This is a genomic window from Neoaquamicrobium microcysteis, from assembly GCF_008180155.1.
Lineage (GTDB): Bacteria > Pseudomonadota > Alphaproteobacteria > Rhizobiales > Rhizobiaceae > Aerobium > Aerobium microcysteis.
The window spans coordinates 19546-42438 of sequence record NZ_VSZS01000050.1; the positions used below are offsets into that span (position 1 = coordinate 19546).

General features: G+C 61.6%; 17 protein-coding genes and 5 pseudogenes. 17 read left to right on the forward strand and 5 right to left on the reverse strand.

The features are described 5' to 3' along the window. Window positions 1-16 precede the first annotated feature (16 nt). Together FY036_RS01705 and FY036_RS01710 are read left to right on the forward strand one after the other, a co-directional pair. A complete protein-coding gene (locus FY036_RS01705; protein ID WP_148912984.1) occupies window positions 17-1846 on the forward strand; it encodes an SLC13 family permease in 1830 nt (609 codons plus the stop codon). A gap of 125 nt (window positions 1847-1971) precedes the next feature. Continuing rightward, on the forward strand, window positions 1972-3000 hold the full coding sequence (locus tag FY036_RS01710) for an IS110 family RNA-guided transposase (RefSeq protein ID WP_148912985.1): 1029 nt from the start codon (window positions 1972-1974) through the stop codon (window positions 2998-3000). Window positions 3001-3296: 296 nt separating this feature from the next. Here the strand turns inward: FY036_RS01710 and FY036_RS01715 are convergent. Further along, a pseudogene (locus FY036_RS01715) lies at window positions 3297-3670 on the reverse strand (IS5 family transposase); the annotation flags it as partial. 93 nt (window positions 3671-3763) lie between these two features. On the opposite strand from FY036_RS01715, the gene FY036_RS01720 reads away from it, so the two are divergent. Continuing rightward, entirely contained in the window at window positions 3764-4744 is a 981-nt protein-coding gene (locus FY036_RS01720) for a calcium/sodium antiporter (RefSeq protein WP_089389417.1), read from the forward strand. A 22-nt stretch (window positions 4745-4766) separates the two neighbouring features. On the opposite strand, the pseudogene FY036_RS01725 reads toward FY036_RS01720, so the two are convergent. Both FY036_RS01725 and FY036_RS01730 read right to left on the reverse strand, forming a co-directional pair. After that, window positions 4767-5006 (reverse strand): annotated as a pseudogene (locus FY036_RS01725) (transporter associated domain-containing protein); the annotation flags it as partial. Window positions 5007-5259: 253 nt separating this feature from the next. Next, the gene (locus FY036_RS01730; protein WP_148912986.1) at window positions 5260-5790 is read right to left on the reverse strand and encodes a hypothetical protein; all 531 of its coding nucleotides are present in this window, start codon (window positions 5788-5790) and stop codon (window positions 5260-5262) included. Window positions 5791-5819: 29 nt separating this feature from the next. Here FY036_RS01730 and FY036_RS01735 point away from each other — a divergent pair, with 29 nt between their 5' ends. Next, window positions 5820-6143, forward strand: coding sequence for a hypothetical protein (locus tag FY036_RS01735; RefSeq protein ID WP_148912987.1), 324 nt, complete (start codon window positions 5820-5822; stop codon window positions 6141-6143). A gap of 63 nt (window positions 6144-6206) precedes the next feature. Here the strand turns inward: FY036_RS01735 and FY036_RS01740 are convergent, their stop codons facing one another. After that, window positions 6207-6965, reverse strand: a complete 759-nt coding sequence (locus FY036_RS01740; RefSeq protein ID WP_148912988.1) for a TniB family NTP-binding protein — start codon at window positions 6963-6965, stop codon at window positions 6207-6209. A gap of 424 nt (window positions 6966-7389) precedes the next feature. On the opposite strand from FY036_RS01740, the pseudogene FY036_RS01745 reads away from it, so the two are divergent. From FY036_RS01745 to FY036_RS01760, 4 genes and pseudogenes are all read left to right on the forward strand, one after another. Further along, window positions 7390-9229: pseudogene (locus FY036_RS01745) on the forward strand (helicase-related protein); the annotation flags it as partial. 91 nt (window positions 9230-9320) lie between these two features. Then, entirely contained in the window at window positions 9321-9581 is a 261-nt protein-coding gene (locus FY036_RS01750) for a type II toxin-antitoxin system Phd/YefM family antitoxin (RefSeq protein WP_148912989.1), read from the forward strand. Continuing rightward, window positions 9574-9996 (forward strand): hypothetical protein, encoded by a 423-nt coding sequence (locus FY036_RS01755; protein WP_148912990.1) that lies wholly within the window; start codon window positions 9574-9576, stop codon window positions 9994-9996. The genes FY036_RS01750 and FY036_RS01755 overlap by 8 nt, the downstream gene beginning before the upstream one ends. Window positions 9997-10022: 26 nt before the next feature. After that, window positions 10023-10451: a hypothetical protein gene (locus FY036_RS01760; RefSeq protein WP_148912991.1), complete on the forward strand. Its 429-nt coding sequence runs from the start codon at window positions 10023-10025 to the stop codon at window positions 10449-10451. A 253-nt stretch (window positions 10452-10704) separates the two neighbouring features. Here the strand turns inward: FY036_RS01760 and FY036_RS01765 are convergent. Beyond that, window positions 10705-11246, reverse strand: a pseudogene (locus FY036_RS01765) (transposase); the annotation flags it as partial. Between the two features lie 83 nt (window positions 11247-11329). Here FY036_RS01765 and FY036_RS01770 point away from each other — a divergent pair. The 9 genes and pseudogenes from FY036_RS01770 (at window position 11330) to FY036_RS01810 (ending at window position 22502) form a co-directional block, all read left to right on the forward strand. Beyond that, entirely contained in the window at window positions 11330-12097 is a 768-nt protein-coding gene (locus FY036_RS01770) for an IclR family transcriptional regulator (protein WP_161601075.1), read from the forward strand. Between the two features lie 140 nt (window positions 12098-12237). Further along, window positions 12238-13239, forward strand: a pseudogene (locus FY036_RS01775) (ABC transporter substrate-binding protein); the annotation flags it as partial. 156 nt (window positions 13240-13395) lie between these two features. Beyond that, the gene (locus tag FY036_RS01780; RefSeq protein ID WP_148912994.1) at window positions 13396-14268 is read left to right on the forward strand and encodes a branched-chain amino acid ABC transporter permease; all 873 of its coding nucleotides are present in this window, start codon (window positions 13396-13398) and stop codon (window positions 14266-14268) included. Further along, entirely contained in the window at window positions 14268-16082 is a 1815-nt protein-coding gene (locus FY036_RS01785) for a branched-chain amino acid ABC transporter ATP-binding protein/permease (RefSeq protein WP_148912995.1), read from the forward strand. The genes FY036_RS01780 and FY036_RS01785 overlap by 1 nt, the downstream gene beginning before the upstream one ends. Then, window positions 16072-16806 (forward strand): ABC transporter ATP-binding protein, encoded by a 735-nt coding sequence (locus FY036_RS01790; protein WP_201744677.1) that lies wholly within the window; start codon window positions 16072-16074, stop codon window positions 16804-16806. The genes FY036_RS01785 and FY036_RS01790 overlap by 11 nt, the downstream gene beginning before the upstream one ends. An 18-nt stretch (window positions 16807-16824) precedes the next feature. Then, entirely contained in the window at window positions 16825-17556 is a 732-nt protein-coding gene (locus tag FY036_RS01795) for a maleate cis-trans isomerase family protein (protein ID WP_148912997.1), read from the forward strand. Next, complete coding sequence (locus FY036_RS01800; RefSeq protein ID WP_148912998.1) at window positions 17556-18764, forward strand: aminotransferase class V-fold PLP-dependent enzyme; 1209 nt, start codon at window positions 17556-17558, stop codon at window positions 18762-18764. The genes FY036_RS01795 and FY036_RS01800 overlap by 1 nt, the downstream gene beginning before the upstream one ends. A gap of 76 nt (window positions 18765-18840) precedes the next feature. Beyond that, window positions 18841-20928, forward strand: coding sequence for a hydantoinase/oxoprolinase family protein (locus FY036_RS01805; RefSeq protein ID WP_148912999.1), 2088 nt, complete (start codon window positions 18841-18843; stop codon window positions 20926-20928). Between the two features lie 5 nt (window positions 20929-20933). Beyond that, on the forward strand, window positions 20934-22502 hold the full coding sequence (locus FY036_RS01810) for a hydantoinase B/oxoprolinase family protein (RefSeq protein WP_148913000.1): 1569 nt from the start codon (window positions 20934-20936) through the stop codon (window positions 22500-22502). The last annotated feature ends 391 nt before the right edge of the window (window positions 22503-22893 follow it).

Sequence of the window (22893 nt, forward strand, 5' to 3'; positions counted from 1 at the left end):
CTGCGAGGTCTGATCCATGTCCCCTCTTGCGATGGTGCTGGCCCTGCTGGGCGCGGCGGTGGTCATGTTCGCGCTTAACCGTCCGCGCATGGATGTGGTGGCAGTGATCATGATGGTCGCGCTGCCGATGACCGGCGTCATCACCATGTCCGAGGCGCTGGTGGGCCTGTCGGACCCGAACATTGTGCTGATCGCGGCTCTGTTCGTGATCGGCGAGGCGCTGGTGCGTACCGGCGTCGCGCAGCGCCTGGGCGATTGGCTGACGGCGCGTGCCGGAGCCAGCGAGGCGAAGCTGATCTTCCTCTTGATGGTGATCGTGGCAGGCGTCGGGTCGTTCATGTCCTCGACCGGGGTGGTGGCGATCTTCATTCCGATCGTGCTGCGCATCGCCCGCAACGCCCGCATCCCTGCGGGCCGGTTGATGATGCCGCTGTCGATGGCCGCGCTGATCAGCGGGATGATGACGCTGGTCGCCACCGCGCCCAATCTGGTCGTCCATTCCGAACTGATGCGGCAGGGGCACGAGGGCTTTGGTTTCTTCGCCTTCACCCCCTTTGGCGTCCCGGTCCTGGTGCTGGCCATCCTTCACATGCTGGTCGCGCGCCGCTTCCTCGCCCCGGGCACGGCGCCGGAATTGCCCGAGCGTGCCGCCCTGACAGGTTGGGTCGCGGATTACGATTTGGCCGGGCGCGAGCATCGGTTGCGGTTGCGACCCGGCTCCGATCTCGCAGGCAAGCGGCTGGATGCGCTGGACCTTCGTGCCAGTGCAGGCATCAACATTATTGCGATCGAACGCGGTAGCCGGTTTCGCCGTAAACTGATCCATCCACGCGCCGAGACTGTGCTTGAGGCAGGCGACATCCTAATGATCGATCGTCGCTTGAATGGCGCATCGGGCTTCGATCTGGACGGCTTCACGTTGGCGCACGATCTGATCGCGCTGCCGGTCTCTGGTCAGTGGTTCACCGACACGGCACAGGAAATCGGCATGGCGCAGATCATCGTGCCGCCGACCTCGCGCCTGATCGGCAAGACAGTTACACAGGCCCGCTTTCGCAGCACCTATGACCTGTCGGTCATCGGCATAAGGCACGGCACGAAACCCGTTCCCATGGACGTGATCGACGAGCCCTTGCGCGCCGGCGACACGCTGCTGACCGTCGGCCCCTGGCGTGCGATCCGCAAGCTGGCGGACGAGCGCCGCGATCTGGTGCTGCTGGAACTGCCCGCGGAATCTGATGAAGCGGTGCCCGCCCGCCACCGCGCCCCGCTGGCCGTCGGCGTCCTGGTGCTGGTGCTGGTGCTGATGGTCTGGGGGATCGTTCCGAACGTGCAGGCAGCGCTGTTCGGTTGCCTGTTACTGGGGCTCTTCCGCTGCATCGACATGGCGGGCGCGTATCGCTCGATCCACTGGCAGAGCCTGATCCTTATCGTGGGCATGCTGCCGTTTTCGCTGGCGCTACAGCGTACCGGTGGGGTCGAGATCGCGGCACAGGCGTTGCTCGGTGCGCTCGACGGTGCCTCGCCCCGGCTGGTGCTGGCGGCGATCTTCGCGGTCACCGGGCTGCTCGGGCTCTTCATCTCGAACACGGCAACGGCCGTCCTGATGGCCCCGGTGGCGCTGGCCGTCGCCAGCGCCCTCGAGGCCTCGCCCTATCCGTTCGCGATGACGGTGGCGCTGGCGGCCTCGGCTGCCTTCATGACGCCCGTCTCCTCACCGGTGAACACGCTCGTGGTGGGGCCGGGCAACTACCGGTTCGCGGATTTCCTGCGGATCGGCGTGCCCTTCGCTGCGATCTGCATGGCTGCCAGCGTGGCGCTGGTGCCGCTCGTGCTGCCATTCTAGCGACCATGCCCCGAGGCCTGAATGCCGCCAGAAGGTGGAGATGGGGTGGATGCCGCTCTCCCCTGACGGCATCGCGATGTGCCAAACTCGTTGTGTCGAAGCACAAGCTGTAGGAGAGGGCATCCATGGGAGAAGTTAGCATCATCGGCGTCGATCTGGCAAAGAACGTGTTCCAAGTTCACGGCGCGGCGGCGGACGGGTCGGTCGTGTTCCGCAAGAAGTTGTCGCGGCCGCAGTTCGCGCGGTTCATGGCGGACCAGCCGCCGTGCCTGGTGGCGATGGAGGCCTGTGCCAGCGCGCATTACTGGGCGCGGGAGATGGCGCGGCACGGGCACGAGGTCCGGCTGATCGCGCCGCACTACGTCAAGCCGTTCCTGAAACGGCAGAAGAATGACGCCGCCGATGCCGAGGCGATCGTCGAGGCGGCGCTGCGGCCGACGATGCGTTTCGTCGAACCGAAATCTGCGGAACAGCAAGCCCGGGCTGTGGCGTTCCGGACGCGCGAGCAGCTGGTGAAGCAGCGGACCGAGGCCGTGAATTCGCTCAGGTCGCACCTCTATGAGTTCGGCCATACGGCGCCCGAGGGCATCGGCTACCTGCCGCGCCTCGCAAAGATCATCGAAGATCCCGGGAGCGACGTGCCGGACCTCGCGCGGGAGATCTGCCGGATGCTCCTCGACCAGATCGCTCAGCTTACCGGCCGGATCGATGCCCTGAAGGCCAGGATCGCAGCCATGTCTCAGGAGGCGGAGATGCCGCGCCAGTTGCAGACGATGCCGGGCGTCGGCCCGATCACCGCGCTCGCGGTCGAGACCTTCGCCCCGCCGATGGAGCAGTTCCGGCGCGGACGCGATTTCGCCGCCTGGCTCGGCCTGGTGCCGCGACAGCATTCCAGCGGTGGCAAGCAGAAGCTCGGGAAAACCTCGAAAATGGGCCAACGCGATATCCGGCGATTGCTGGTGATCGGAGCCACCGCCGTGATCCGCTGGGCCTCCAGGCGAGGGGCGCCGAAGGGTTCATGGCTGGCGCGGAGGCTGGAGCGCAAGCCGGTCCCGGTCGTGGCAACTGCACTGGCGAACAAGATGGCGCGCGGCATCTGGGCGATGCTGACGCGCGGCGAAAGCTATCGCGGCCCTGTGCTGATCGGCGCCTGATCGGGAGCCGAGCGGCCATCCAGGTCACCGAGTTGTGAGGAAGACAAGATCCGAATGGGCAATTGATCGACATGATCCGGGTCGGGCAAACCAGAAACCTTCTCCGAGCCTCGAGCTCGCTCTTGGAGATGTGGCCCCGCTCCGCGCATCACCATCCCGGCCAGCGGCGCCAGTCAGCCGCACGAACAGGCCTGACAAAAGACCGCACTCGATCACATGTCCGGACGATCAGAAATTCCTTGCAAACCGAGCGGCATCCACAAAAGAAGGTTGGATATCAGGCCCATGCCCTCCGCGCCTTTCGTGCGTCCGATCGCGCGCGGACGATCCCCTTTTTTCGAAGACTGGCCGCGGTGCGGTGCGCCTTCAGGAATGTGCTGTCCATCATCAGCGTGTCGCCTTGAGCGCCTGGTTGCGCCAGCTCCTGAAATATTCTGGCGAAGATGCCCATCCGGGACCAGCGGGCGAACCGGTTATACAGGGTCTTATAAGGGCCATAGACCGCTGGCGCATCTTGCCAGCGAAGACCGTTTCGCTTGACATAGATGATGCCGCTCAGCACCTTGCAATCGTCAGATCGGGCACGCCCTCGCGCTTTGGGAAAGAAGGGCTGAATGCGTCGCATCTGCTCCGCGCTCAGCCAGAAGTATCTTGTATTGCTCTGGTTCATGACCAGCATGAATCAGTCAACATGCTGGCGTGCAAGAAAGATTTATAGGGACTGACCCTAGGTTCTCAATCAAAAAACGTACGGAGTTTGAACGTGTTGGAAATCTGGTTGCCGCTTATTGGCGGCCTTGTCTTGCTGATTGCAGGCGGCGAACTGTTGGTGCGCGGGGCCGTGCAGGTCGCCACGGGCTTGGGCGTTTCGCCACTTGTCATTGGGTTAACGCTGGTGGGCTTCGGCACCTCGACGCCCGAGCTCGTAACGTCCGTGCAGGCCGCGCTTTCGGATGCGCCGGGGATCGCGTACGGCAACATCGTCGGTTCCAACATCGCCAACATCCTGCTGATCGCGGGCATCGCGGCACTCCTGAGCCCGATTATCGTGGCGTCGTCGGCTCTCAAGCGCGACGGTCTGGTGATGCTGGCCGTGGCCGTGGCCTTCGCGGCAGCCGCTGCGGTGATGCCCATGGGGCGGGCCGTAGGCGCGGTCTTCATCCTTGCGCTCGTTGGGTACATCTTTCTTGCCTTCCGGCAAGAGCGCGCCGCCACCCCGGATCACGGAGCGGTCTACGACAAGAGCATCGCCTTGCAGGAGGTAGATCCCGCGCTCGCCCCTCCGGCGCCACCACAGGCGTCGCTCCTCGTCTCAGCCCTGATCGCCGTCGCCGGACTGGTGCTCGTCGTGTTCGGCGGCAAGTTCCTCGTCGACGGCGCCGTATCGCTCGCGCGTGGCTTCGGCATCTCAGAGACAGTGATCGGGCTGACCATCGTCGCGGTCGGCACCTCCATGCCGGAACTCGTCACCTCCATCGTCGCCGGGCTCAAAAAGCAGGGCGACGTGGCCTTCGGCAACATCGTCGGTTCGAACATCTACAACATCCTTGGCATCGGCGGCTTCACCGCGCTGATCGCGCCAGGCGTGGTCCCGGCCGAGATCGTGAGCTTCGACAACCTCGTGATGATCGGCGTCTCGCTGGCGCTGGTCGCCTTCGCCTGGACCGGGCGCAGGATCGCGCGATGGGAGGGCGCGGTCCTGCTCGCCGGCTACCTCGTCTATGTCTGGGCGATCTGGCCCTAAATCCAGGATAGCGGCGGCGGGCTCAGGCCGCCGCCTTCTGCACCAGAAGCTTGTCGATGCGCCGACCGTCCATATCGACCACCTCGACCCCCCAGCCTTGCAGGTCGATGCGCTGCCCCACTTCCGGCAACTGGCCCACTTCGTCGAGGACAAGTCCTGCAACTGTCTCGAAGTCGCGATCTTCGTCCAAGTCGAGCGAGAGCAGATCGGCGAACTCGTCGACCGGCATCCAGCCCGCGATCAGGTAGGATCCGTCGGCCCGCGTCGCAGGTCATACAGGAGGTCGGGTCTCGCCATTCCGTCGAGGGTGCTTGCGATCAATAAAAACAATGACTTAGACTGGAGAAGGTTCGACGTCAGGCCCATCCCCTCCGCCACTTCGGTATAAAACCGGGAACGCCGGTTCCCGCCGTCTTCCCTCGATCGCCGGGGCGGCGATACTCAGCTTGCCGAGTCTCGACGGAATATTGCATTGATGAAACTGGCAAAAAATCCCCACCTCGCACGTGCAAAAGTCAGGATTTCTGCGACATGGGGAGGCTGCTGGCCCAGTCATGCCAATAGGCTGCGATGGTCGAGGTTTGCTTTATGATACGATCTGGGGCCGGCGGAGCGGGCCACAGGTCCAGCCGATAACTATCGACGGGGGTATCGTTGATATTGGTGTCCAGTTCGTTGGCGGCCTGCATCGCCCGGCCTTGGTACCGCGCCCGATAGAACCCGACCGGCACGGCCATACCCACGCCACGATCGGCCGCCCATTCCATCAAGGTGATCTCTCCTCTGGGAGCTTGAAAAGAGACTTCCACAATCTCCTCCCAACTTTTTTCAAAGCCGGGGTCTGCGTCGAACAGGTTTATGGTGATGCCTACAACGCCGGTATGCAGACCGGTCATCAGAAACAATATTGCTGGCATCTGTGCTCCGCAAAGGCCATTCTTTTGACCGAGGAAGCAATCGTCCATAAACCCGTTAAATTTACCATCCAATTCGATATAAGCTTGTCCATACTGGACCTCGACATTTCCCGCGAACAGTTCGGTCACAATCCTTATCCATTTCGTCTGGCTACTTTTTGAGCTTCAGTCCACTTGGCTGGGGGGTACTCTTTGATTTCAACTGTACCGCCGGCGAGCGCGATTGTAACGACGTCGCGATCCTTTGTGACGTAAAAGGAGCAGTCGGCGACCAGACGAAGTTCATCGTCGACGAGTTCCGCAGCGAGAATGTCGGCAGAGAAACTCTCATGCAGACGCTCCCCTGCGCCACCAAGGAATCGAAGCTGCCTGCGATAGACCGCGACATCGAGGAGGTACTCCGTCCGGTCCTTGCGTCGGTCCGGGTCGTCGCTGTTGTCGATTTACACTTCAATCTTGGACTCGGGCGTTTTTGGCAATAATGTTACACTCCAATTCAGACTCAGGACGAGTGAGTCTCAATTGAAGTGTAAGGGTCTGGGCGGCTATGCGAAGGCTGCTTCCTTCTCCAAGGCTGGCCTCCAGGATTCAATGCTGTCGTCGGTGATGCGCTCGATACCATTCTGGATCGCCTCGATTGCGAGCTCGTTGAGTATCCCGAATACGCGAGCTGTGATGCCGTCACCGAGGCGAGAAAGGTGCCGTAGGCTTTGGCTTGACAAAGAGGATGGCAGCCTGAGCGGCAGGCTGCGCAGGATCGCCGTTACAAGTTCCTGGAACTCCTCATCTGCCTTCCATCTGGGCAGCACAAACTGATCCAGACGTCGGGCCAGTTGTGTGTCGCCGGCAATCGCATCACGCGCTTCCGATACGCCAAGGCAGACAAGCGACGCTTTGATCTCGTTGCTCAGATATCGCAGAAGCTGGAGGATCACCCGCTGTTCCCTCGGCGTGCCGGCGAGGAGGTTATGCACCTCGTCAAACACCAGAACACGCACATTGTTGCTTTTCAGCAAGAGGACGGTTCGGATCTCGAGTTCCATGAGGGTCAGACGTTCGTTGATGCTGGCTCCCATGGCCATGAGCAACTGCCCGTAGATCCGGCGCTCTGTCGGACGTGATGTCAACGTAATCGCTAGCACCGGCATGCTCTCCACGCCGGTGCTGGGGTTGATCGTCGGTGGATGATCGCGCTTGGACGGTGCTGCGGTGAGGAGGGGACAAACCTTCGGTGAGGCAGACTTCCCGTATACGTCGCAACAGCGCAGCAAGGCTTGGCTTCTCCTTTTTAAGCCAGAAGCCATCAACCTGCTCGGCAATGATGCGCTCGGTTCTCGGGTCGAGCCTGACAGCGCCTTCGTGAGTACCACGTTTCCTTGGTCGCAGACTTGATGTGCGTTGCGTCTTTCTGAACCGCGCAGCCAGCCGGAACAGCGTCGATCGCGGGATGCTAAACCTTTCGCGCGCAGCCGCAACAACCTCAGCGGTTACTTGCCCGCCTGTACGGCGAAGCAGATATCGAAGGAACTCTTCCGGGTTGTCATCTTGATCGGGGTTATCCGAGGATGAGATCATACCCGACACTACGGTCGATAGACCGGTCGATCAATCTCAATTTGAGTGTAACAAATGCCCGCCAGAGTCTCATTTGAAGCATAAGGCGTTACACTTCAGTCTCACGCAAACCGTTGAAAACACTCAATGCGTGAGTCCCAGCTTCAAACGTAAATTGACACTCGCTTCATCGAAGCGAAGAACCCGGGCAGGGCGCTTGTGCTGGCGTCGGGAACCCCGATCACCAACACGCTCGGCGAAATGTTCTCGGTCCAGCGGCTGATGGATCACGCGGCCCTGATGGAACGCGGCCTGCACGTTCGACGCCTGGGCCTCGACCTTCGGTGACACCACGACCGAGCTCGAGCTTCAGCCATCCGGCAAATACAAGCCGGTCTCGCGTTTCGCCAGCTTCGTCAACGTGCCGGAGCTGATCGCGATGTTCCGCTCCTTCGCGGATGTCGTTATGCCCGAGGATCTGCGCCAGTATGTGAAAGTGCCGGCGATTTCGACGGGTAAGCGCCAGATCGTCACCTCGAAGCCGAGCTCGGCGTTCAAGCGCTACCAGCTGGTGCTCGATGCGCGCATCAAGGCCATCGAGGAGCGCGAACGGCCTCCGGAACCGGGCGACGACATCCTGCTCTCGGTCATCACCGATGGCCGCCACGCGGCGATCGACCTGCGCCTGGTCGATGCCGACAATGACAACGAGCCGGACAACAAGCTCAACAATCTCATCTCGAACGCCTATCGCATCTGGCGGGAGACCGGTGGCAACAGCTACGTCCGGCCCGACGGCAAGCGGTTCGAGCTGCCCGGCGCCGCCCAAATGATCTTCTCCGATCTCGGCACGATAAACGTCGAGAAGACGCGAGGCTTCTCGGCCTATCGTTGGATTCGCGACGAGCTGATCCGTTTGGGCGTTCCAGCCTCCGAGATCGCCTTCATGCAGGACTACAAAAAGACCGAGGCCAAGCAGCGTCTGTTCGGCGACGTCCGCGCCGGCAAGGTCCGCTTTCTTCTCGGCAGCTCCGAGACCATGGGCACCGGCGTCAACGCCCAGCTTCGCCTCAAGGCGCTGCACCATCTCGACGTGCCCTGGCTTCCATCCCAGATTGAGCAGCGCGAAGGCCGTATCGTGCGGCAGGGAAACCAGCACGACGTGGTCGATCTTTTCGCATACGCCACCGAGGGCAGCCTCGACGCCACCATGTGGCAGAACAACGAGCGCAAGGCCCGCTTCATCGCAGCAGCCCTGTCCGGCGACACTTCGATCCGGCGGCTGGAAGATATGGGCGAGGGGCAGGCGAACCAGTTCGCCATGGCGAAGGCAATCGCGAGTGGCGACCAACGCCTGATGCAGAAAGCGGGGCTGGAAGCCGACATCGCACGCCTCGAACGATTGCGCGCGGCCCATATCGACGATCAGCACGCCGTGCGGCGCAGCATCCGTGATGCCGAGCGCGATATCGAGCATTCCACCCGCCGTATTGCCGAAATCGGGCAGGATATCGCGCGGCTGGTTCCGACATCCGACGAAGCCTTCGCGATGACGGTCGCGGGCAAATCCTACGTCGACCGCAAGGAGGCCGGCCGCGCTCTGCTCAAGGAGATCCTCACCCTCGTGCAACTCCAGCAGGAGGGTGAGACGGTCATCGCGTCGATCGGCGGCTTCGAGCTTGAATTCTCGGGCCAGCGCTTTCGGAAGGATAGCTATCACTATGGCACCGTCCTCAAGCGCACCGAGGCAGATGTCGAGATCGACCTGCCGATCACGGTGACGCCGCTCGGCGCGATCTCCCGTCTCGAGCACGCGCTGTCCGGATTCGAGCATGAGCAGGAGCGCTATCGCCAGCGCCTCGCCGATGCGCGCCGCCGGCTGACCTCCTATCAATCCCGCGGCGATGGTGACGAATTCGCTTTCGCCGGCGAGCTTGCTGAAAAGCGCAGGCAGCTCAACGAGATCGAAAAGGCGCTTGCCGATGCCGGTTCTGAGGGCAAACAGGCGGCTTGAATATCCCGATGGCGGGGAGACAGAGAACCGGACGCTTGCACAAAATCTGAATTTTCTGTATTATCCGATTAAGACAGAAAGGGCTTGAGCCATGGATACCGTCACCACCGTCGAATTCATGCGCCATTTCGGGCGCTATCATGATGAGGCCAAGAAGCGGCCTATTACGCTCACCAAGCATGGCCGCCCCTCGGTCGTCGTCATGCCGGTAGAGCTTTATGAGAAGCTGAAGGGCCACGCCGATCCGCGCCGCGCCTATAAGGCCGGCGAAATGCCCGATGATCTAGCTGCCATGTTCCTGGAGCAGTTGGACAAGGATTCCGCTGAATACCAAGCCTCGACCGATGAGTGACGGGTTCCGGCGCGGAGACATCGTCTCCTACCCCTATCTCTGGCGCTGGCAGGTCGACGAGAACCCGGATCGGGAGCATGGCGAGAAAGACCGCCCCGTCTGCATGATCCTGACCATCGTCGACAAGCAGGGGCTAACGCACTTGCTGTTGTTGCCGATTTCGTCAAAGCCGCCTTTCGACGGGCAGCAGGCAATCGAAATCCCTCCATTGGAGTTGCGCCGGGCGAAACTGACAGGACACGCGCGCGGCTGGATCACCATCAGCGAGTGCAACTACGACGTCCTTGAGCGGTCCTATTACCTGGACCAGAGTCAGGCTCCGATTGGCCGGTTCAGTGATGCCTTCCTTGAAACGATCCGGAAAGCCTTTGCACCGTTTCTGGCGACCGGATCGGCGCGGATCAATCGCACCTGACCCCTCAAAATCGGACTATGCGGCTCATGGTGGCATTCTTGAAATTCTCAATTGTGCTCCCGATCATCGGATTGGGAGCGGCTTTCGCTGTAGTTCCGTCGAACGCGGCCGATCTGGTTTTGCCCATCACCTTCGATCAGCGTTCGACACCTATGGTCAGCCTGGAAATCGATGGGATGTCGTATGAGCTGCGGCTTGACACCGGATCAGAGGAAGGGTTGCACCTGCGCCGCGATTTGCTGGACCGAATTGAAGGCGTCCGCTTCACTGGCGAAATGCAACGATCCAGCGACATGGCTGGCAATGTTCAGGAAAACGCCCGCTTCGTGATTGATGAGCTTTCGGTGGGCGGGCGCATTTTTCGGGATATTCGCGGTGTCGAATTTTCTCCATGGGGGGCCACGAGCGTAGGAGATGGGCATCACAGTTTCGTTGTTCCACTCGACGACACGTAGGCGCACAAACTACGATCAGCCACGATTGGAATCGGCCCCGTCCGGCCTTCGGTGCAGGGCCTCTGATTTCTAGCTTTCTGGAACCCTTGTTCGCGCGCCATGAATATGGCGACATGAGCAAAATAAGTATGTCAACTTTGTGCCATTTCAGATGTCAACGCCGTGCCCGACGAATCTCCAAAAGTGGGCACAAGCTGGCGCTATCTGTATCTTCACTACGTCAGACACGCTTAGAGTCCGTGCCGAAAACTGATCACGATTGGCGTGCGATGTGCCTGATGAGGATCATAACGGCTGCTACGTAGAGGAAGGCGGTGGCGGATTCGATGGTCGCGTCGGCATCCTTCCAGAGCCGGCGGTTGCGGCTGATCCAGGCGAGGAAGCGTTCGACCAACCAGCGCCTCGGCTGGACGGCAAAGCCGACCTGATCGGGCTTTCGCTTCAAGATCTCGATGGCGATTGAGCTGGCCTCGGCGACACGCGGCCCTTGATAGCCTGCATCGGCAAACACCTTGCTGATGAAGGGAAAAGGCCGCCGTGAGGCTTGCAACACCGGCCCTGCGTCATCACGGTTCTAGATGGCGGCGGAATGCGCAAACAGCACCAGTGCCCGTCCGTGTCGACCGGCGCATGGTGCTTGTGACCCGTGAACTTCTTGCCCGAATCATAGCCCCGCGGCCCGCCGCTCTCGCAGGTCTTGACCGTATGGCCGTCGATGATCGAGGCCGTGTGCGAAGCCCCGCGTCCGCACCGCTCGCGGTCCAGGATCAGGAGCCGGTGGTTGATCTTCTTGAACGATGCCGGGATTCCAGGCTTGACAAGAAAGGGGGCTGTTCCTAACGTAGATAAATGGCACAGTGTTTCATTATATGGCACAGATGAGCAAATCGCTTGAAAAAGGTATGGCCGTCCTTGAATTGCTGGATGAAACCCCGGCAGGGCTTGGCGTTCGCGAGATGGCTCGGCGGCTTGATATGCCAGCATCGAACGTCCAGCGGCTGGTGACTACGTTCGAAAAGCTCTCCTATGTGGAGAAGATCGAAACCAGTCGGACATACCGCTTGAGCTTCAAGGCCTACTTCCTTGGACAGTCGGCCCTGCGGAGCGACCGATTGGCTATCGCCGCCAGCCCGGAAATCGAGCGGCTCGCCAGCGAGCATAATGTCTGCGGCTATCTGTCGGTGCGGCATCAGGATCGCGCGGTCTACGTGCAGGTCAACGAGACGCACGGGATCGTCTCCACACATATGGCTCCCGGTGCCAGCATCCCGCTGCACACGACCGCGATGGGCAAGATCCTGCTGTCCGCCTTGGGCGACGACGAGATACGCGGCCTGCTCGGGCCGGGTCCGCTTCTGGCGCTGACCTCGAAATCGGTGACGGACGTGGAGGTCCTGCTCGGCGATATCCGTCAGGTGCGCGAGAAGGGGATGGCTTTTATCGTCGAAGAGAACATCTACGGCATCGCTTCGCTTGCGGCTCCGATCTTCAACTACACCGGGCGCATGGTCGCCGCACTGAGCGTGGCAATACCCACTTCATCGAAGGTCGATGAGGACTTTGAGCGGTTGTCCCGCGTCGTGGCGGGTGCCGCGCGGAGAATATCCGTTGCGTGCGGCTATGAAGCCGGCGCGCAGGACCAATGAATGCAGTTTTAACCATAATCGAGAAGGAACACGCATGCGTATGATAATGGGATGTATGACGGCCGTGTCGCTGCTTGTCGGCGGCGCCGTCTCAGCGCAGGCCGAAACCGTGAAGGTCGGCCAGCTCTGCTTTCAGCGGGGCGATCGGTTTCCAGGGTCCTGACGCTCGCAAGGGCATCGAGCTGGCGATCAAGCAGCTCAAGGAAGGCGGTTCCGCCGTCGACTACGAGTTGGTCATTGCCGATGATGAATGCACGCCTGCCGGCGGTGCGTCCGCGTTCCGCAATCTGCTTGAGGTTCAGCAGGTCGATGTCATCTTGGGTTCGGGCTGTTCCGGCGCGACGCTGGGCGGCATGCCCGCATTGCTGGAGGGCGCGGAGGTGTCGGCGATCACCTACGGTTCGACCAACCCGAAGATCACCTCTGCCGGCAATCCGTTCATGTGGCGCATGAACCTGAACGACGCCACCATCGCCAAGTCGTTCTCCCAGTACATCCTCGATGACGGGGTGAAATCGGTCCATATCCTGTCGGTCAACAACGATTTCGGGCGCGGCGCGGCTGACGTCTATCAGAAGTCGCTTCCCGAACTGGACGTCGAGGTCAAGGGTTCCGACTTCTTCACGACGGGAACCGCGGATCTGCGCAGCATGATGTCCAAGATTGCGCAGGGCAAGCCCGACGCCATCTTGTTCTTCGGCGAGCCGCCAGATTGCGCGCTCCTCGTCCGCCAGAAGCGCGAGTTGAACATTGACGTGAAGCTGTTCTCGCGTGGCGGTTGCTACACCGACGAAGCTCTGCACCTGATGGGCGATCCGAAGCTCGGCAACGGGCTGACGGAGGCTGCATACTGGGCGCGAACCCCCGAGCAGCCGATGGTCGAGGCGTTCAAGGCCACCTATGGCGACTACCCTGCCTACAACGCCGCGCTCGCCTACTACGCGATGCTGACCGTCAACGAGGCGGTCAAGGCCGGCGGCGCAAGCCGTGAAGGTATCAACAAGGGGCTGGCTGAGGTCGACGCGGTGCTCGATATCGGACCGATCAAGTTCGACGAGACTCGCCAGGCCTATCCGAACCTCTTCCTGGTGAGGATCGACGACGGCGAGAGCAAGGTACTCAAGACCGTCACCACACACTGATGCCAGTCGACTACCGGCCGGGATGATGCCCGGCTGGTAGTCAGATTGTCTTTCGCTTGCAGTTTGCACGAAATGCGTTGGGCCGTGGCTGTTGTCGCGACCGTCCGGCCCCTAACGCGTGCGCTTTCCCGGCAATGATTTTCACGTGGAGATCAAATGGACCTCCTGTTCACCCAGTTATTGAACGGCCTGACGGCGGGTGCCGAATACGCCCTCGTAGCGGCAGGGCTCGCATTGCTGTTCGGCATCCTGCAGATCGTCAATTTCGCGCATGGCGAGTTTTACATGCTCGCAGCGTTCATTCTCTATGTCCTGCTTGCCGTAGTCGGACTGCCTTACTACGCCGCAGCGCCGCTGACCGTGTTGCTGATGGCGTGCGCAGGTGTGCTGTTCTATGCCATCGTCATTAGCAGGGTGATCTCGCGCCCATGGCAGATTCAGCTCATTTCCACGCTTGCCCTATCCATCGTGATGATCAATCTCGCTATCGTGCTGTCAGGTCCTACGCCGCGCTACGTCGAGAGCCCTCTGAACAACGTTATCCTTGATCTGGGAAGCGTACGGATCTCGGCCCAACGTGTGCTGGTGCTTCTGGGGACCATAGTTTCCTTCGCCGCGCTCTACCTTGGACTGAAGTACACGCGTACCGGCAAGGCCATGCGCGCGGTTGCGCAGAACCGTGAGGCGGCTGCCGTGGTCGGCATCGGCGTTCCCGTGATCGGTCTCGTCACCACTGTTGTCGCCGCATCCTTCGCCGGTCTCGCTGGCGCGCTGATCGCTCCGCTCTATGCCGTCGGGCCAACGATGGCCGTTCTCGTCAACATCAAGGCCTTTGCCGCCGTCATCGTCGGTGGCTTCGGCAACGTGAAGGGAGCGATCGTAGCCGCATTCGTCATCGGATTGCTGGAGGCTGCGTCAACGACGTTGATTTCGACGGAGTATACCGACGCGATCGTCTTCGGCGGAATGATACTGATATTGCTGTTCAGGCCCAACGGGCTGTTCGGCAAGGCTGTGAGGGTAGGCTGATGGACGCTATATCCTCCCGTTTCATGCGCGATTACGGCTGGCTGCTCATCCTGCTGGTGGCGGCCGCCCTCGTGCCCGTGTTCTCTCAGTCGAACTATTACATCAGCATCGGCATCAACGCGCTCATCATCGTTTGTCTGGCGGTCTCCTTCGACCTGGTGGTCGGCCGCGTCGGCGCTCTCAGTTTCGCTCAGCCCGTGTTTTACGGCTTCGGCATGTATGTCGCCGCGCTGCTGGCGGTGAATCTGGAGATGGGCTTCTGGTGGCAGGTCATAGCGGCCATGGCGGGTGGCATGTTGCTGGCCCTTGTCGTTGGCATACCGTCTTTCCGCCTGAACCTGCACGCTTTCGCCATCGGTACGCTGGGCTTCGCCACCATCGCGCATCTCATTGCCACCAACTGGATGGAGGTGACGCAGGGGCCGATGTGCGTCGCCGGGGTGCCGCGCGCGACCATCCCGCTCGGCTTCATGGAAATCGCGCCATGGAAGCTGCCGCAGCAATACTACTTCATTCTCACGATCGCGGCGATGGTGGTGGTGGCCTCGGTCGCGATCAACCGTCGCAAGCTCGGCCTGGCCTTCCAGGCCGTGCGGGATGATCCGGTGCTGGCGGCGTCGAACGGGTTCTTTCCAACGAGCCTGCGGCTCACGGCTTTCGCGGTTGCGGCGGCGTTCTCCGCTGTGGCTGGCGTGTTTGCTGCCCAGTTCCAGACGGTGGTTTGTCCGGACTCGTTCTCGACCGCGACCACGGTTACGCTGCTGATCGTCGCATTCATTGGAGGCCGGGCCAGCCTGCGTGGAGTGCTCACTGCTTCGATCATCTTCACTGTGCTGCCCCAGGTGCTGCGCATCGCGGACGAATGGCGCATGGTCATTTTCGGCCTGCTGCTGCTCGTCATCGTCCTGTCCGCGCCGGACGGCATCGAGCACCTGTTTCAGCGCGTCGAGCGTTGGCGGAAAGGGCGGCGTGAGGGCGGCAAGGCTTCGGGCGTCAGTGCCCAGCCTTTCGCGGCTGATACGATCGCCGACATCACGCCGCTCGGCGCGGAGGAGCGGATCGATGGCGGGCATCTCAGGATATCCGGTCTGTCCAAGGCGTTCGCCGGGGTCAAGGCTGTGGATGATCTTTCGCTGGAGGTGCGCCCCGGTGAACTGGTCGGATTGATCGGGCCGAATGGCTCGGGCAAGTCCACCACGCTTGACTGCATATCCGGTATCACGAAACCCGATGCGGGCCGTGTCGAATTGGATGGCATCGACATTACCGGCATGTCTTCCAGCGCGCTGGCCAAGCGGGGTCTGGTCCGGACCTTCCAGTCCACGCGCGTCTACGAGACGCTGACCGTGCGGCAAAACCTCGCCGTGGCTCTGCATGGGCGCCAGTCGATTATGGCAGAATGGGCTTCATACCTGTCGCCGCAATCCGAGAGCCGGTCGTTCCGCGAACGTGCCGACCATCTGATCGAAACACTCAATCTCAAGCATGTCGAGCATCGCAAGGCGGGAGAATTGTCCTATGGTCAGCGCAAGCTCGTCCAGTTCGCGGCGTCCGTCATCAGCCCGCCGCGTGTCCTGCTGCTCGACGAGCCGCTGGCCGGTGTCAATCCGACCATCATCAACCTGTTCATGAGGCATATCGCCGCGAACCATGGGGCGGGACTGACCATCATCCTTGTGGAGCACAATCTCGGCGTTGTCGTGCAACTGTGCGAGCGGCTGGTCGTGCTTGAGCAGGGGCGCAAGCTGGCGGACGGCAACCCGCACGATGTCATGGGCACCCCCAGTGTTCAGGAGGCGTATCTTGGCCGTTGAGAAAGAACCGCTGCTCGAACTACGCGACGTCCATGCCGGCTACGGCGAACTGAGCATCCTCAAGGGGGTTTCGTTCGGCGTGGGCGGCGGCACCGTCACCTCGGTGATCGGTGCCAACGGCGCGGGAAAGTCGACCCTGCTGAAAACCATCTTCGGAATGCTGAAGGTCCGAGAGGGAGACGTCAGCTTCGAGGGGCGCTCCATCGCCGCGTTGGGCACGGTCAAGCGTCTGAAGGCCGGTATCGCGATCGTACCACAAGGCCGCTGCAACTTTCCGCAGATGACCATTCGCGAAAACCTGGAAATGGGCGCCTATACGCGATCCGACGACGGGATTGAGGCCGATCTCCAGCATATGGTCGACCAGTTCCCCATCTTGCGGGAGAAGCTGCATCTTCTGGCCGGCGACATGAGCGGCGGGCAGCAGCAGATGCTGGAGATGGCGATGGCTCTCATGGTGAGGCCCAGGGTGCTTCTCCTCGATGAGCCGTCGCTAGGTCTCTCGCCGATGATGATCGACGAGGTGTTTACCTCGATCCGCTCACTGGCCGAGGTCAACGGAATGGCCATCATCATGGTCGAGCAGAACGCGGTCCAGGCGCTGAAGATCTCTGATCTCGGCGTGGTCATCGAATTGGGGCGCGTCAGCGCCACCGGAACCGGACCGGAAATGCTGAACGATCCGGACATTCGCAAAGCCTATCTCGGCCTGCCCGTCATCTGATTTCGAAGGGATGTTATCATGACACTCGAGCCAATCGGACTTGGCATCATCACCCCATCAGCCAATTCGATCATGGAGCGCGACTTTCCGCGCCTGGAGATTCCAAAGGTAGGCTTTCATTTCTCCCGCGTGCTCAACAGCGAGGATTCGCTGGAGCAACTGAGTGCGATGAAGGAACGGGCACGCGAGGCGGCGCAACTGCTGAGCCATGCCCGTTGGGTGAAGGCCGTAGCGCTCGGCTGTACCTCCGGCAGCTTCATCGGCGGTGTCGGTTACGACGAGGGTGTCAGCGACGTGCTGACGGAGGCGTCCGGCCTGCCCTCGATCACCACGTCAAGCAGCATTCTGGTTGCCCTGAGGGCGCTTGGACTGCGCAAGCTTGCAGTCTTCGACCCCTATGAGCCGTGGCTGTCCGCCAAGCTGGTCGCCTACCTCCAGGGAAATGGCTTCGAAGTCGTGGCCAGCCACTGCAATTTCGGCATGGTGAGGACGGAGGGGCTGGACGACTATCAGCCGATCAACGAATGGATCGCGCCGCGCATGCCCGACGAGGCCGATGGTGTCTACATCGGCTGCACCAACTTCACCTGGTTGCGTGGCATCGCGCCGCTGGAGAAGGCGATCGGAAGACCCGTCGTGACAAGCAATCTGGCTACCGTATGGAAGCTGCTCCAGATCGCCGGATACCCGCATCCGGTCCCAATCGCTGGCACCCGGCTCAGCCAACTGGACGTCTGGGAGACGGCGTGATGGCACAGCTTCCCCTCGAGGGAAAAATGCAGGAGATCAGGGCCGATGCGCCGTCGCTGGACAGGCGTATCTTCCTGATGAGCTGCGGCGCCTCCATTATGCCGCAGCCGGTCGTGCAGGCCATGCACGATTATCTCGATCTTGAGGCCGATGTCGGCGGCTATGCAGCCGCCGACATCGAGGCGCGCAGGATCGCGGACGTACATACCTCCGTCGCCCGGCTGCTTAACGCGAAGGACGAGGAGATCGCCCTCGTCGAGAACGCAACCGTCGCCTGGCAGAAGGCCTTCTATTCGCTTCCGTTCAAGGCCGGCGACGTGGTGCTGACTGTGGAGGCGGAATATGCGGCCAACTATGTCGCCTATCTTCAGATTAAACAGCGGCACGGCATAGACATCCGCGTCGTCTCCTCGGATGAAACGGGTCAGGTCGATCTGGATGCGCTCGAGGCGATGATCGACGACAAGGTGAAGCTGATCTCAGCCACCTGGATTCCGACCAATGGCGGACTGGCCAACCCAGCGAAAGAGATCGGCCTGATCGCGCGGCGGCATGGCATTCCCTATCTGCTCGACGCCTGCCAGGCGGTCGGCCAGATCCCTGCCGACGTGGAAGAACTGAACTGCGACTTCCTTGCCGGAACCTCGCGCAAGTTCCTGCGTGGGCCGCGCGGAGCCGGGTTCCTCTATGTGCGAAAGGAAAGGCTGGCGGATCTCGATCCGGTCATCATCGATCATTGGGGCGCTCCTTGGGTGGAACGCGACCGCTACGAATTGCGGGCCGACGCCCGCCGGTTCGAGACGTGGGAAAGCAATTGCGGCAACCGCATCGGCATGGGGGTTGCGATCGACTACGCCCTCGCGCTCGGGCTCGACCAGATCGAAGCCCGTTGCCAGATCCTGTCGGATCGCCTGCGCGGGGGTCTTCGCGATATTTCCGGCGTTGAGGTTCTCGATCTCGGCCCTCGTCCAAGCGCGATCGTCAGTTTCCGTGCCGAAGGAATGCCGGCCTGGGAGATCGTGAGACAGGCGGCAACCCGCGATGTGATCATCGGGGTGACGGGCAAGGCCAGTACGCTGATCGATGCCGAGCGACGGGGCCTTGCGCAGCATGTCAGGGCGGCGCCGCACTATTTCAACACCGTCGAGGAAATCGACACGACGGTCGAGGTCGTCGCAGGCCTCCTGAAGAGCAATCACACGAACTGAGTTTCACACCGGGGGAGCCGCCCGCAGGACGACCGTTCTGCGTCATAAGCCGGCCCGGAATTTTACGGAGCATAGAATGTCGAAACACGCGAATGTGCGGATGGCGGCGGATATCGGCGGTACGTTTACCGATGTCGTGCTCCAGGTGGGCAGCGACCGGCGGCTCACCCGCAAGGTGCTGACTACGCCCGACCAGCCGGAGATCGGCATGCTGAATGGGCTGTCGCTTGCGCTGCAGGATGGCGGGCTGAACTTCGCGGACGTCGATGTCTTCGTGCATGGAACGACCCTTGCGACAAACGCGATAATCGAGCGAAGAGGCGCGAGGACCGTGCTGGTCGCGACCGAGGGGTTCCGGGACGTTCTCGACATCGCGACGGAAAGCCGCTTCAACCAATACGACCTGATGATCGAAAAGCCGACGCCGCTGATCCCGCGTTCGGCGCGCTTCACCGTCCCGGAGCGGATCGACGCCACCGGCAAGGTCCTCCTGCCGCTCGACGTCGAGGCAATGCGCGCGCTGGCTCTGGAACTCAAAGATCAGCAGGTCGAGGCCATAGCCGTGGTGTTCATCCATGCGTATGCCAATGTCGCGCACGAACTGGAGGCGGAACGCATTCTGCGTGAGAAAATGCCGGACGTTTCGATCTCGCTCTCTCACAAGGTCTGCCCCGAGGTGCGCGAATACGAGCGCACCTCCACGACCGTGGCCAACGCTTATGTACAACCGCTGATGCAGGGCTATCTCGGTCGCATGGCGGAGGAGCTTCTGAAGCGCGATTTCAATGGCGCGACCTATCTGATGACGTCGGGCGGCGGCCTGACTTCTCTCGATGTCGCGCGCGACTTTCCTGTCCGGCTGGTCGAATCAGGCCCTGCCGGCGGCGCGATCTTCGCTTCTCTGATCGCGCTGGCTGCCGGGGAGCGAAATGTACTGTCCTTCGACATGGGCGGGACGACGGCCAAGGTGTGCCTCATACAGGAGGGCGCGCCGACGACGTCGCGCTTTTTCGAGGTCGACCGCACCGAACGCTTTATGAAGGGGTCCGGGCTGCCGCTGCGCATCCCCGTGATCGAAATGGTTGAGATCGGTGCTGGCGGTGGATCGATCGCCAAGGTCGATGGTTTGGGGAGAATCCAGATCGGTCCGCAAAGCGTGTCCTCCAAGCCGGGTCCTGCGTGCTACGATCTTGGCGGAGATATCCCTTCCGTGACTGACGCCGACCTCGTCCTCGGGTTGATAGAATCGGAGAATTTCGCCAACGGCACGATGACCCTTCGGCCCGACCTGTCGCGCGCAGCTCTGGCGCGGGACGTCGGGTCAAAGCTTGGTGTGGAGCCGGAGGCGGCAGCCTTTGGCATCTACGAGGTCGTTTGCGAGAACATGGCAAGCGCTGCCCGCATGCATGCGGCCGAGTTGGGAGCACCGGTCGATCGGTACACCATGATCGCATTCGGCGGCGCAGCGCCTTTGCATGCCGCGCGCGTCGCGGAAAAAGTCGGCATTGAAAAGGTCCTCATTCCTGCGAATGCTGGGGTGGGGTCGGCTGTCGGCTTTCTGGCGGCGCCGGTTGCCTATGAGGTCATCAGGTCGTTCCCGCAGAAGGTCAGCGAGGCGTTCGATGTCGAGGGTGTCCGCGCGCTGCTTGCGGGGATGGAGCGCGATGCGAGGGCCCTTGTGGAACCAGGAGCCGAAGGGGCGCGCACATTCGAGCGGATGACGGCCTATATGCGCTATGTCGGCCAGGGCCATGAGATCGCCGTAGAAATTGCCCGCGACGAGTTGCGGCCAGGTGCGCAGGCAAGCCTGCGAAGCCGCTTCGAGGTTGAATACCGCAGGCAGTTCTCGCGCGAGATTCCCCTTGCTGACATCGAAGTGCTGACCTGGTCGGTTCTCGTGTCGACCTACTCGCAGCAGCCGGGGGTCTTCGCGCAGGCCACTAAGGTTGTGGCTCCGCCGCCGGTGGGTAGGCGCGAGCTCTTCGACGGAAGGCTGAACGCCCTCCTCGATGTGCCCGTCTATGATCGGGCGCAGATGCGGCCCGGATCGCAGGTGCAGGGACCGGCCCTCATCGGAGAGATCGAAACCACTATCTACGTTCCCGCCGCCTTCGACGCTCGCGTGGACGGAGCGGGCAACATCGTTCTTGAGAAGAAGGCGTGACAGCCATGGTGACAGATATGAACTTCCTCGACATGCAGATCATGTGGAACCGCCTCATCGCCGTGACCGGCGAGCAGGCCAAGACGCTGATCCGCACCGCCTTCAGCACTATCGTGCGCGAATGCGAGGACATCTCCGCCGGCGTCTTCGACCTTCGGGGGCGCATGATCGCGCAGGCCGTGACCGGAACACCGGGACACATCAACTCCATGGCGGAATCCGTGAAGCATTTCATCGCCCGGTTTCCGCTGGACACGATGAAGGAGGGCGATGCCTACATCACGAACGACCCGTGGATGGGGACGGGACATCTGAACGACTTCGTCATCACGACGCCGGCCTTCCACAAGGGGCGACTGGTCGCCCTGTTCTCATGCACGAGCCATCTGATGGATGTCGGCGGCATGGGGGTGAGCACCGAAGCGGACGACGTCCATATGGAGGGTCTCTACATCCCCATTTTGAAGCTTATCGACCGGGGACAGGTCGACGAGGTTCTGATGGAGATCATCAAGGCGAACTCGCGTCTGCCGGTCGAGACCGAAGGCGATGTCTATTCGCTGGTCGCGTGCAACGAAACCGGCGCGCGCGCGCTCTCAAAGATGATGGACGAGTTCGAACTGGAATCGATCGACGCTCTTGCGGACTTCGTGCTGACTCGCTCCGAGGACGCGGTCCGCAAATCAATCGCCGCCTTGCCGAAGGGGTCCTGGTCCTACGGGATGGTCACCGACGGCTACGACGACCCGATCGAACTGGCGGCGCAGCTCACCGTGTCGGACAATGGCATTCATGTGGATTTTGCCGGGACATCCCAGTCGATCAGGAAGGGGATCAACGTGCCTCTTTCCTACACGACCGCCTATTCGGTTTTCGGACTTGGCTGTGTGGTCGCGCCGGATGTTCCCAACAATGCCGGCTCGTTGCTGCCTTTCACGATCTCCGCGCCTGCCGGCACCATCCTCAATGCGATCAAGCCCGCGCCGGTGGCCTCCCGCCACGTGATCGGCCAGATGCTTCCCGACGTGGTTTTCGGATGCCTGCGCCAGGCCCTGCCCGATCGGGTGCCGGCGGAAGGCGCATCTGCACTATGGAACGTGACCGTACGCGGACGGCACAAGACGGACGCGGCAGAGGAAAAGCCGTTCGCTTTGTCGATCACCATGAATGGCGGCACCGGCGCTCGCCCGACAAAGGACGGGCTTTCCGCGACCGCTTTCCCTTCGGGCGTGCACGGCACTCAGGTGGAGATCGCGGAAATCCAGGCTCCCATCGTTGTCTGGAAAAAGGAGCTTCGTATCGGCAGCGGTGGAAACGGCAGGATGCGGGGAGGGGACGGGCAGGTGGTGGAGATGTCCGGCCGTGACGGCACGGCCTTCGACCTGCTCGCTTCGTTCGACCGCGTGGTCTACCCGGCGCGCGGCGCGCAGGGCGGAGATGATGGCGCAGCCGGCGCCATTCGCCTGAAGTCTGGCAAGCCGATCCGCGCCAAAGGTGTAACCAGGATCGACGCAGACGACAGGTTGATACTGCTCACGCCCGGCGGCGGTGGCCTGGGCGACGCGACGCATTGAGACCCTGTGGGTCTCCAGGATCTGGCAGGATCGAAAAGCTGAGGCGCGAGTGAAATGCACTCCGGCGCTTCTCGGAAAGGACTGTCTCAAAAGAACGCCGTGCGCTTCTCATCCGAAGCAGGCTTCCGGGTCGGTCCCAGGCACGTTGACGATATCGCGCATCCGGTGCCGTCGGTAGATGTCGATTTACACTTCAATCTTGGACTCGGGCGTTTTTGGCAATAATGTTACACTCCAATTCAGACTCAGGACGAGTGAGTCTCAATTGAAGTGTAAGGGTTGGTCTGCCCCCTGAAAAGTGGTCCTCCCTGAAGTAGGCTATTGAGCCTTTAGAGAGGACGTTGGAATGCCCCAGAAGAAGCACAAGCCCGAAGAGATCGTCGCGAAGCTG